Source organism: Ruegeria sp. BC3 (genome assembly GCF_056539265.1).
The window spans coordinates 1-9,984 of the sequence record NZ_JBQFUP010000017.1 but is presented as its reverse complement, the minus strand read 5'-3'; the positions used below and the strand labels follow the sequence as shown (position 1 = coordinate 9,984).

The following is a 9,984-nucleotide window of genomic DNA, read 5'->3' as shown; positions in this document are numbered from 1 at the left end:
ACCAAAATTGATCCCCAAGATCAATCAATTGCTGGCGCGACGCTATCATCCTTCCGTCATTCGGAACGTCAGACGTGAAAACCCAAATCACTCGAACGTAGAAAGCCAAACATAAACTACAAACCGGACCGGAGGATTCAACCTTTCGAATTGTTCGGTCGACCTAGCTTAACTGTTGATCACAACTGTGATTACTCCTGCTTCCAACCGTCCTCGTATTCACCAAGAACACGGGACAGTTGCCGGAGTGAGGCAAAAAGCCTTGCGTAGACATCTCGGGATAGCATTGTCTTGTTGTCATCCAACAATTGCAGAAGATCGACTACACCGATCGCAAAGGCATCACAAACCTGTTGGTCTGCCAGAGTAGGATCCAATGTCCAGATGCCGTGTTCGTCGTAATAAGTTACCGATTGCGGTTCGTCGTCGATCATAATTCAGCCTCATGCGGTTGACGCGCATGTAAGTGAGCCACGAGAAGAAACCAGCCATTTGGCAGAAAATCACAAGGTTTTGGCGCCTGGAAAAACTGTTGAATTCGGATGAGATTTCATGACTATTCGCTGGTGTCTTTGTTTCGGCATCTGATGGTTCAGCACGAACATTCATAAACGAAACCGTGACGATACTAACCGTTTCGCAATTGAGAAGAAATGGAATGCTCGCTTAGCAAAACATCGAGAAAGAGCTGTGTGACTCTTGTAGGCTCGGGTTTTTTCCGAGTGACCGCAGCGAAGCGGGTACGGTAATTTGTTTCATTGGGCAACAACCGTCGCATCTGGGCCGTATTGACAAACTCTTGGGCAAAGTGATCCGGCAGATAACCTAAGTAACGGCCTGACAAAATCAGTATCGCGAGGGCCTGTTCGTTCTGGACCTTGGCTGAACGTCGAAAGCCCAGTTGCTGACCCACGATCAGGTTTGGTGAGTTCACGCTTAGGCCTGCATAATTGTATCTAAGCAGATCGCTGGTCTTGAGTTCGTGATCCGGGGCCTCGAACAGCGGGTGCTCTCTGCCGCAATACAAAAACATATTCTCACCATAGAGCGGCGCGTAATTCAGGCTGGTAGAGGGCCGGTGCAATGCAATGATCCCCACATCAAGTCTGCCACTGATCACCAGGGTTTCAATTACGTTTGGCGGCTCCAATGATAGTTCAAGCTGCACCGAAGGAGCGGCTTCATTGAAACGGTGGATTGCACGCGCGAGGCTGGATTCCGGGTTCGACGCGCACTGATCGAACAACGAAACACGAATGGTGCCTGCGAGCTGTTCCTTGATTTCATTGACTTCGTTTCGAAACTGCGAAACGGACACCAAAAGGTGATCGGCCGCTTTCAGCACCTTTGCACCGTCTTCCGTCAAGGCAAAACCGGAAGGGCCGCGGTTGCACAATTTCAGGCCCAGCCGCAGTTCAAGGTCTGTGATGTGCTTGGAAATCGTTGATTTGCCGACATTTAGCTCGACTTCGGCAGCGGATAGTCCGCCGCTTTCGACCACGGTTTTGAAAACGCGTAGCAACCGAATGTCACTGTCTGCGATGCGCGCGGCTACCATATTCTTCCTAACTCTCAAGGTTCGATATGTATGAAACCTATCGCGCAGAGAATAACAACATAGAAACACTTTCCACAAGCTAGTGTCCCCGGACCGAGGCAGATTCGGACCGTTCATCTCTCCCCAGAACGGCGCGCTCCTCGAAAACTGAAAACTGGGAGGACATCTATGTCATTCATCAAAAAGCTTGGCACCATGACGGCGGCTGTATCCGTCGCGGCACTGATGGTTGCAGGCGCGGCAGACGCGAAGGACTTTAAAATCGCGGTTGGCGACAGTGCGGGCAGCCCGCAGGAAGCAACCGGCAAGTTCTTTGTAGAAGCTCTAGAGGAGAAATCCGGTGGCGCGCACACAGCTACGCTGTTCCTGAACGGTCAGCTGGGTTCTGAGCAAGACACCGTGAACGAAGCGGCCATCGGTACGCTGGACATGTCGCTGCTGGCGATCAACAATGTTACGCCGTTCTCGCCTTCGGTTGGCGTATTCACGCTGCCCTACGTCATCCTGTCGCTGGAAGACGCCGAGACGCTGACGCAAGGCCCGATCGGTCAGGAACTGACCGAAAACACCCTGCGTGACGCAGGCGTTCGCATCATCGCGTGGACCTACACCGGTTTCCGTCGCCTGACCAACTCGAAGAAACCTGTGACTTCGGTTGCCGATCTGCAGGATCTGGTTATCCGCGTTCCCAAGAACGAGATCATGATCGAAACCTACAAGTCCTGGGGTATCAACCCAACCCCGATGGCATGGTCGGAAACCTTCACCGGTCTGCAGACCAAAGTTGTTGACGGTCAGGACAACCCGTACATGACCATCAACGCGATGAAGTTCTACGAGGTCCAGGACCACGTGACGAACCTGCGTTACATCTTCTCGATCGAGCCGCTGATCATTTCGGAAGCCGTGTTCCAGAGCCTGAGCGAAGAAGACCAGAAAATCATCCTGGAAGCAGGTCAGGAAGCAACCCTGAAATCAGCTCAGTTCCTGCGTGACTCGGAAGCCGCCATCAAGGAAGAGCTGATCGCAAAAGGCATGGAAATCGTCGACCCTGAGAACGACGAGGCCGAGTTCATCGAACTGGCAACTACTGCAGTATGGCCTCAGTTCTACGAGTCCATCGGCGGTGTCGAGAAACTGAACGCAGTTCTCGAAGCCATTGGTCGCGAGCCGGTCCAGCAATAATCGCCGCAGAGCGAAAAAGAAAAGAGCGCTTCGGCGCTCTTTTCATATCAGGGAGGAGGGAATTCCGATGTTCTGGAAATTTCTGGACAATATAGAAAGCGTCATCTGCCGGGTGCTCTTATCCGGCTTCGTATGTTTGCTGTTCACACAAATCGTCGCGCGCGAAGTCTTTGGCTTTTCGATCAGCTGGATCGAGGAGCTCTCGGTCTACATGTTCGTCTGGTTCGTTTACTTCGGCGCCAGCTACGCCGCCCTCAAGGGCGCGCATAACCGGGTGACATTCCAGTTCAAGTTCCTGCCTGACCGCTACATCAAGTATATCGAGGCCTTTGCCGATCTCTTCTGGCTCTTCTTCAACGTCTACTTCCTGTACCTGGCGACGGACTTTGTCTTCAACAAGATGAACAAGTTCTGGAAGTCCCAGACCCTCGGGATCGAGATGAAGTACGTCTACATGGTGCTGCCCATCGCCTTTGCGCTGATGACCTTCCGCATCATTCAGGTGAACTACCGCCGCCTGATTAAGGGTGAAGACATCCATGATCCTGATCAGATCGACCTTGATGAAATCAAAGCTGCCACCGAAGCAGCCAAGCACGACTGAGGCAGGGAGGAAAAACCATGGAATCTGAAATCGTCACAATCCTGTTTGGATCGTTTCTTCTGCTGCTGCTCATTGGTGCACCGATCACGGTTGCTCTGGGCGTGGCTTCGCTGTTCTCGTTCCTGTATCTGGGCGACAACCCTATCAAGTTCGTGCAGATCGCCTTTACCTCGGTGGGATCCTTCCCGCTGATGGCGCTTCCTGCATTTATTCTGGCCGGGGCTCTTATGGAGGCTGCCGGTATCTCAAAACGCCTGATCAATGTGGCTGAAAGTCTGGCCGGTCCCTTCACCGGTGGTATCTCGGCCGCGACGGTTATGGCTTGTTTGTTCTTCGGTGCCATTTCGGGCTCAGGCCCGGCAACAACCGCGGCCGTGGGGATGCTGATGATCCCGGCAATGATCGACCGCGGCTATGAGCGCGGCTATGCCTCTGCTATCACCGCTTCTTCCGGCGGCCTCGGGATTATTATTCCTCCCTCCATCCCGATGGTGATCTTCGGCATTGCCGCGCTCGGTATGGCACCGCCAGTGGAGGCGGTCGAAAAATTTGGCACTTTCCAGTCGGTTTCAATCTCGAAACTGTTCATCGCGGGCTTTGTTCCGGCCTTCCTGATCGCAACCAGCTTGCTGATCCTGAACTTCTTCATGTCGAAGAAGCGTGGCTACAAAGGCGTCGCCGAAGGCTGGTCGCTCCGCCACGTGGGCTGCGAGATGTATCGCGGTTTCTGGTCTCTGATGGCACCTTTGGTGATCCTGGGCGGTATCTACACCGGCTTCTTCACCCCGACCGAGGCTGCGATCGTTGCGATCTTCTACACTCTGGTCATCGGCGTGTTCATCTATCGCGAACTGACGTGGCAATCGCTGTTCCAGTCACTGGAAGCCACAACCTGGCTGACCGGCCGCGTTCTGTTGATCCTATTCACGGCAACCGTGTTCGGCCGCCTGCTGGTAGAAAACCAGATTCCGGCGATCATCGCGGACTCGATGCTCAGCTTCACGGACAACCTCTATGTCATCTGGGCGCTGATCATCTTCTTCCTGCTGTTCGTCGGCATGTTCATGGAAACGCTGGCCACCATCCTGATCCTGGTTCCGGTGATGCTGCCGGTGGCTTATTCGGTGGGGATCGACCCGATCCACTTTGGCGTGGTCATGGTCTGTACGCTGGGCATTGGCTTCCAAACGCCGCCGCTGGGTGAAAACCTGTTCATTGCTTCGGGTATCTCGAACATCACAATCGAACAGATCTCGCTGCGCGCGCTGCCCTTCGCGGCCGCCAACACGATCGCGATCTTTGTCATTGCGTTCTTCCCTGAATTGTCACTCTGGCTTCCAAGGCTATTGGGATACTGACCTGAAAGGATGACGATATGAAACAAATGGTGACGAATATCCTGTTCGCGACGGATCTGTCAGAAAATTCGGGTCATGCCATGCGCAACGCAGCAAGCATTGCCATGGCGACCGGGGCGGAGATTCACGTGCTGCACGTGAATGAGCCGCTGTCCGAAGACGCGAAAATCACGATGGATATGTTCATACTGAACGAAGAGACCCGCAAAACCGCAGCGCAGCGCCGCCACGAAATGGTGCGCAAGGTTCTGGCCGAGCGGCAGGCCAAGTTCTGGGCACAGTTCGAAGGTGAGGATGCCAAGATCCGCGATCAGGTATCCTCGATCGAGGTCACGGATGGTCATCCGGCCGAGGTGATCTTGCGGCGTTCGGTCGAGATGGGCTGTGATCTGATTGTTCTGGGTGCGCATGACCACGGCTTTTCGCACACCTTCTTGGGCACGGTCGCCAAACGGGTGCTGCGGCGTTCGAAGATACCCACACTGATCGTTCCAAACCCGGACGAAGTTTAAATCTGAAACGGGCCGCTGCCGACCGCAGTGGCCCGTTCACCTTGTGACGGCCACCCAGGCTTGCCCGACTCACTCTCCCCCGCAATCCAACGCGTTCTGCACCGTCGCATCAGGTTAACGGACCTTAATGTTGTGCACTGCTCTTCTTAAGATCGGATCCCTTTATTTGAGTTGTGACCAAAACCGCAACGCAAATTCAGGAGGAGAAGACAATGCAAGCAACCCAAACCGTAACCCAGAATCGCAACGTATTTGCCACCATGTTCGCGGACTATGCAGAGGCCCGGACCGAGCATTTCCGCCGCCGGATTTTTGCGAACACCGTGCGTGAGCTTGAGGCGCTGAGTGATCGTCAATTGCACGACATCGGTGTCCCACGGGATGAAATCAAGCAGCGTGCGTATGACAGCGTCTATCACGGCAAACCCTACCGCCAGTGACAAGCGCATTGTGCCCGCGTTATCCAATCAGGAGGTTAAATCATGTTCGACGTCATCCCGCCCAAAAAGCACCTGCACCCATCAGAAAGCGCTCTGCTGTTGTTCGACCGCGCCATGCGCATTCGCGCGATCAGCGCCGATATTGTCCGGGCCGCGCAGTATCTGAGCGGGTTTTCCGATCAGGAATTGTCGGAACTGGGTATAAACCGAAGCGACCTTGAGGATACGATCCGAAGGTACATCTGAGGACGGGCAACCGCTCGTCGCGACCGAGGCGAAAATGATAAAGACAACGACATAAAGCCACTCCGGCAATTCGGAGTGGCTTTTTTTGGTGCGTTAGCCGAGGTGATCCACGATTTGCAGATGCTGGGCAAGTTTGTCGATCTCGGCCATCCAACCCTGTACCAGTTTCGGATCGCTAGGGGCGGCGTGTACACCGACCGGGATCGCGCGGTTCAGAACCGCCTCGACCGCCAACGAGACAGGGATGGACACCAGTCGCGCCATCGCTGTGCCGCGCGCATCGCCCCAGGCGTCCATGACATAGGTTTTGTTCCAGACTTCGATGCCGTCTTTTTCGGCCTTCAACCCGACGCACAGAACCACGCGGTCGGGCTCACCTTCGTCGTAGGCGTTTTCGTCCCAGAACTGATCCGACATCTCTTTCAGTCGTGCATCGCCTTCGGACCCAGACAGAGTTTCGATTTCCCGGAATACGTCCGACCAGGCATCCGCCCAACCGTTCAGGCGCAGGGTTCCGCGAACGAACTCTTTGACCGGCCAGTGATCTTCGAATTGGTATTCGGCCATGAATGGGATTGAGTCGCGGTTTGGATAGACCTCAAAGCTTTCCGGGGTAGGCAGCGGCGCAATATAGCTGCTGATCGCATCCCACGGGCGGGCGACGTCCAGTGGCGCATAGTCACGAATGGATTTCGACGGCGAGCGCAGAGCCTTGAGCACTCCAAGCGGCGACCAGCTGAATTTGTACCGGAACGGGTTCGGGTTTTTCGGGATGCCGCCGCAATAAGAGATGAAGCTCAGGTGGTTTTGTGGATCGAACGCGGCCGATGCGCGGTAGTCTGCGACCAGAGCATGCGCCATCAAGTGGTCGATGCCGGGGTCCAGCCCGACCTCGTTGACCAGCGTCACACCGGCCTCGCGCGCCTTGTCGTCCAGCGCGCGCATCTCGGGGGCGATATAGGAGGACGAGACAAAGTTGGCCTCTTTTGAAATGGCCAGTTCTGCCAACGGCACGTGCCAGTCACCCGGCAGCATGGAAACGATCACGTCGCCTTTCTCTAACACCGCGCCCAAAGCGTCGATGTCAAAGGTGCGGATGTCGTCGGTCAGGTCTCCGACCTCGGCTTTGGCCTTGTCGATGGTCCGGTTCCAGACGGTGACCTTGTGCCCGCCTTCGATCAGGCGGCGCAGGCCGGGGATGGCCGACAGGCCGGTGCCACACCAGTGAATCGTCATCGCTCAGAGTCCTTCAATATGGGTTTTGTAGGTTGCGTCTGCCCGGCTCCAGACACCGCTGTCCAGATCGGTCAGCGTCAGCAGTGAGGGCAGCAGTTGCGCGGCATAATCCTCCGAGCTTTCGACTGGCAGCATCGAGGGCAGGTTGTCGATGGCCATGACGTCCATCACCGGATCAGTGGCCACGCGCAAAGCGGGGCCTTCCCATGTGGTTGCGCGGTCATAGACGGGCACTGGATTGTAATCGCTGTCCGGATCGCACGCCACGTCGCCGATGGCGGTCAGTTTGCGAGGGGCTGTCAGTGCCTCTGTCGGAACAAAGACCGGAGTGCCGGGGCGTGCGAAGATGCAGTTCAGGAACAGGTCATGCTCGAGGATCTCAGGGAAGGGCCCACCGGAGGCGGTTTCGGCCATGTCCCATTTGGTGACACTGACACCCATTGCTTCGCACAGGTCTGCCGCTCCGGTGCCAACACGGCCCAAGGCACCGATGACGATGGCGCGCGGACGGTCGGCTCCGGTTGCGTCCAGCTCAGCCAGAAGCTCGGCATTCAAAGCATCCTTGCCGGAGTAAACGCCGACGGGCGGGCACTCCTCGCCGCGTTGTTGCGCGGCCCAGGTTTTCAAAGTCACCGCAGCCCCGGCATACCCGGCCCAGTAACCAAAGGCAGCAACCCGGCGACCGTCTTCGTCGACCAGATACTCCAAATCGTAAAGCGTTCCGCCACCGGCTTTGAACCGTTGCAACAACGCACGACCGGAATGCTGGCCCTTATAGGCGTGACCGAACATGATGTGGCGATGCGGCAATGGGGTGCCGTCTTCAGGCAGTTCCTTCAGCCCAAAGATAATGGCGTCCAGCGGAGCCTGGGGCCAAGAGTTTTCCGGCGCGATCTCGCACCCGGCGGCTTTGTATCCGTCGATCGGGATGGCGCGGACGTGGCTTTCCTCGACCGTCACGCGAATGCCAGCCGCGATCAGGGCCGCCGCGCCTTCGGGGGTCAAACCAACCCGTTCTTCGTTCGGGCGCTGTTCTGCCCGGACCCAGAGATGTGTCATAACGTGTCCTTTAATCAAAGCATCCCGGCGGCGCGCACCGCCTGCACAGAGGGCCGCGCCTCCATTGCTTCGCGGAAGGTCAGGATTTTGGGAAAGGCCGAGACATCCACGCCGTCCCCTTCCAACCAGCTGCAAACCACGTAGAGATAGGCATCCGCCAGCGAGACCGTCTCGCCCAGTACAAAAGGCCCCCGCAACCCGTTCGAAGTGATGTACTCGCACGACTCGGTCATGGTCTGGGCCACCTTGCCCGCCATGTCATTCCAACTGGATTCCTTGTCGGCCCACCGATGTCCGCGCATCTTGTGCGCGTGGTTCACATGCATGGTCGAAGCCAGATAGAACATCACCTCGCGCATCCGCGCGGCCATCACCGCGTCATCGGGAACCAATCCTGCCTCGGGTGCGACGGCTGCGATGTATTCTAGCAAAGCGCCGGTTTCAGTCAGAATGCCACCGTCCACGACCAGAGCGGGAACGCGGCCCTTGGGATTGATCTGCTTGTAAGCCGGTTTGGTCTGCTCCCCGCCGGCAAAGTCCAGACGAACGGGTTCATAGTCCAGCCCTGCCTCCTCCAGCGCGATTGCAATCGCGACCGAGATGGTGCGGGGGGCATAATAAAGCTGCATCGGGGGCCTCCGGGCTTTGATTACAGATGCGTTTGGGCGAATTGCCGGTCGGGCGCTTCCAGATGCGGGACAGCATTGAACAGAACCGGACTCATCTGCGCGCCAATCGGATGCAGACGATGCACAGAGGTGTTCATGATGGCAAGAGCCACCCGCGCCATTGCCGATATGTCCAGTCCCATCGCCTGACGCACGACCATCGAGATCAACCCACCCGAGGTCACAACTATGGCCGGTCCACCCTCGGTCCCGATATCGCTCAAGGCATCCGAGACCCGCGTCTCGAATTCTTCAAACGTTTCGGGCGTGTCTTCGATCTCGCCCTTGGCCCAGGCCGCAAATGTGCGCGGCAGATGCTCGACAAAGCCTTCGCGGTCCGTTGGCACCGGGATGCCGTGCTGCTCTTCGTAGAGCTTTGCGATGTTGAAATACTCCACTTCGTTCAGGCGCGGATCGCGGATTGGCTCGGGGAGCCCCATGCTGGCAGCAGTTTCCACATGGCGGGTCAGGGTGCCGCTGAAAACCCGCGGATAAAAGGCTTGCGTGGTCTGCAGATGCGCCCCAAGCCATCGCGCCTGTTGATGGCCCAGATCGCTGAGCTTGTCATAGTTTGCTTCGTCGCGTGCGGCAGTGTTGGCCTGCCCGTGACGCACCAGTGTAATATGTGCCATAGCGTCCCCTCTTGCGCGAAGTCTTAGGGCAGGTTCCGGGCAGGGACCAGAGCCCTCGAACAGATTGCGGCTAAAAATCAATTTGATGCTCTGGGCGGGCTTTTGTGCCGCACATATTCACCGAGGACAGGCGATCAGTGATGTTGCCTAACGGAAAAAAGTTTCCTATAGGATACAAAGCCACCGCAAGTGGCCCGTACCTAATTCTGTGACACCTACTGCTCGGGGCCGAAAATGACCAAAGGTTCAAGCCTGTTGACTTGCCTCGCAGTCCCGGGAACCTTGGTGTCATTCTACGGCAGTTCAGAGAAACGGGCGCACATGTCGCGGTATATTTTGCCAAGGGCTAACGAAAGGTCTCTGCAATGACGGATGAACTGAAACGCACGCCACTCCATTCTTTGCATGTTGAGTTGGGAGGTAAGTTGGTTGATTTTGCTGGATGGGAGATGCCTGTTCAGTATCCGTTGGGGATCATGGGAGAGC

12 protein-coding genes and 1 pseudogene are annotated in these 9,984 nt (G+C 56.4%); 7 read left to right on the top strand and 6 right to left on the bottom strand.

Annotated features, from left to right (window positions below; translation table 11 throughout):
* Nucleotides 1–191 precede the first annotated feature (191 nt).
* Nucleotides 192–434, bottom strand: a complete 243-nt coding sequence (locus ACR0MV_RS21500) for a hypothetical protein (protein WP_480703707.1) — start codon at nt 432–434, stop codon at nt 192–194.
* Nucleotides 435–628: 194 nt separating this feature from the next.
* Nucleotides 629–1,627 carry a LysR family transcriptional regulator gene (locus tag ACR0MV_RS21495; RefSeq protein ID WP_480703708.1) on the bottom strand — a complete coding sequence of 333 codons (999 nt, stop codon included), beginning with the start codon at nt 1,625–1,627 and terminating at the stop codon, nt 629–631.
* 99 nt (nt 1,628–1,726) lie between these two features.
* Here ACR0MV_RS21495 and ACR0MV_RS21490 point away from each other — a divergent pair, with 99 nt between their 5' ends.
* The 6 genes from ACR0MV_RS21490 (at nt 1,727) to ACR0MV_RS21465 (ending at nt 5,903) form a co-directional block, all read left to right on the top strand.
* The gene (locus tag ACR0MV_RS21490) at nt 1,727–2,743 is read left to right on the top strand and encodes a TRAP transporter substrate-binding protein (RefSeq protein ID WP_170429761.1); all 1,017 of its coding nucleotides are present in this window, start codon (nt 1,727–1,729) and stop codon (nt 2,741–2,743) included.
* A gap of 67 nt (nt 2,744–2,810) precedes the next feature.
* Nucleotides 2,811–3,347, top strand: a complete 537-nt coding sequence (locus ACR0MV_RS21485) for a TRAP transporter small permease (protein ID WP_170469954.1) — start codon at nt 2,811–2,813, stop codon at nt 3,345–3,347.
* Nucleotides 3,348–3,364: 17 nt separating this feature from the next.
* Nucleotides 3,365–4,705, top strand: a complete 1,341-nt coding sequence (locus ACR0MV_RS21480; protein ID WP_170469951.1) for a TRAP transporter large permease — start codon at nt 3,365–3,367, stop codon at nt 4,703–4,705.
* A gap of 17 nt (nt 4,706–4,722) precedes the next feature.
* Nucleotides 4,723–5,217 (top strand): universal stress protein, encoded by a 495-nt coding sequence (locus tag ACR0MV_RS21475; RefSeq protein ID WP_170469948.1) that lies wholly within the window; start codon nt 4,723–4,725, stop codon nt 5,215–5,217.
* Between the two features lie 212 nt (nt 5,218–5,429).
* Nucleotides 5,430–5,657: a DUF1127 domain-containing protein gene (locus ACR0MV_RS21470; RefSeq protein ID WP_217359189.1), complete on the top strand. Its 228-nt coding sequence runs from the start codon at nt 5,430–5,432 to the stop codon at nt 5,655–5,657.
* Nucleotides 5,658–5,699: 42 nt separating this feature from the next.
* A complete protein-coding gene (locus ACR0MV_RS21465) occupies nt 5,700–5,903 on the top strand; it encodes a hypothetical protein (RefSeq protein WP_480703706.1) in 204 nt (67 codons plus the stop codon).
* A 93-nt stretch (nt 5,904–5,996) separates the two neighbouring features.
* Here the strand turns inward: ACR0MV_RS21465 and ACR0MV_RS21460 are convergent, their stop codons facing one another.
* Genes ACR0MV_RS21460 through ACR0MV_RS21445 form a run of 4 tightly spaced genes read right to left on the bottom strand, consistent with a single transcriptional unit; the run spans nt 5,997 to nt 9,498 of the window.
* Nucleotides 5,997–7,139 (bottom strand): saccharopine dehydrogenase family protein, encoded by a 1,143-nt coding sequence (locus ACR0MV_RS21460; RefSeq protein WP_480703705.1) that lies wholly within the window; start codon nt 7,137–7,139, stop codon nt 5,997–5,999.
* Between the two features lie 3 nt (nt 7,140–7,142).
* Nucleotides 7,143–8,198: a saccharopine dehydrogenase gene (locus ACR0MV_RS21455; protein WP_480703704.1), complete on the bottom strand. Its 1,056-nt coding sequence runs from the start codon at nt 8,196–8,198 to the stop codon at nt 7,143–7,145.
* Nucleotides 8,199–8,212: 14 nt separating this feature from the next.
* Complete coding sequence (locus tag ACR0MV_RS21450; protein WP_480703703.1) at nt 8,213–8,827, bottom strand: glutathione S-transferase family protein; 615 nt, start codon at nt 8,825–8,827, stop codon at nt 8,213–8,215.
* Nucleotides 8,828–8,847: 20 nt separating this feature from the next.
* A complete protein-coding gene (locus tag ACR0MV_RS21445; protein ID WP_480703702.1) occupies nt 8,848–9,498 on the bottom strand; it encodes a histidine phosphatase family protein in 651 nt (216 codons plus the stop codon).
* Nucleotides 9,499–9,863: 365 nt separating this feature from the next.
* On the opposite strand from ACR0MV_RS21445, the pseudogene gcvT reads away from it, so the two are divergent.
* A pseudogene (gcvT, locus tag ACR0MV_RS21440) lies at nt 9,864–9,984 on the top strand (glycine cleavage system aminomethyltransferase GcvT); the annotation flags it as partial.

Excerpts from the sequence above, each read along its gene's own strand:
- ACR0MV_RS21500 (WP_480703707.1), bottom strand. The coding sequence starts at position 434 with ATGATCGACGACGAACCGCAATCGGTAACTTATTACGACGAACACGGC.
- ACR0MV_RS21490 (WP_170429761.1), top strand. The coding sequence starts at position 1,727 with ATGTCATTCATCAAAAAGCTTGGCACCATGACGGCGGCTGTATCCGTC.
- ACR0MV_RS21485 (WP_170469954.1), top strand. The coding sequence starts at position 2,811 with ATGTTCTGGAAATTTCTGGACAATATAGAAAGCGTCATCTGCCGGGTG.
- ACR0MV_RS21480 (WP_170469951.1), top strand. The coding sequence starts at position 3,365 with ATGGAATCTGAAATCGTCACAATCCTGTTTGGATCGTTTCTTCTGCTG.
- ACR0MV_RS21475 (WP_170469948.1), top strand. The coding sequence starts at position 4,723 with ATGAAACAAATGGTGACGAATATCCTGTTCGCGACGGATCTGTCAGAA.
- ACR0MV_RS21470 (WP_217359189.1), top strand. The coding sequence starts at position 5,430 with ATGCAAGCAACCCAAACCGTAACCCAGAATCGCAACGTATTTGCCACC.
- ACR0MV_RS21465 (WP_480703706.1), top strand. The coding sequence starts at position 5,700 with ATGTTCGACGTCATCCCGCCCAAAAAGCACCTGCACCCATCAGAAAGC.
- ACR0MV_RS21460 (WP_480703705.1), bottom strand. The coding sequence starts at position 7,139 with ATGACGATTCACTGGTGTGGCACCGGCCTGTCGGCCATCCCCGGCCTG.
- ACR0MV_RS21455 (WP_480703704.1), bottom strand. The coding sequence starts at position 8,198 with ATGACACATCTCTGGGTCCGGGCAGAACAGCGCCCGAACGAAGAACGG.
- ACR0MV_RS21450 (WP_480703703.1), bottom strand. The coding sequence starts at position 8,827 with ATGCAGCTTTATTATGCCCCCCGCACCATCTCGGTCGCGATTGCAATC.
- ACR0MV_RS21445 (WP_480703702.1), bottom strand. The coding sequence starts at position 9,498 with ATGGCACATATTACACTGGTGCGTCACGGGCAGGCCAACACTGCCGCA.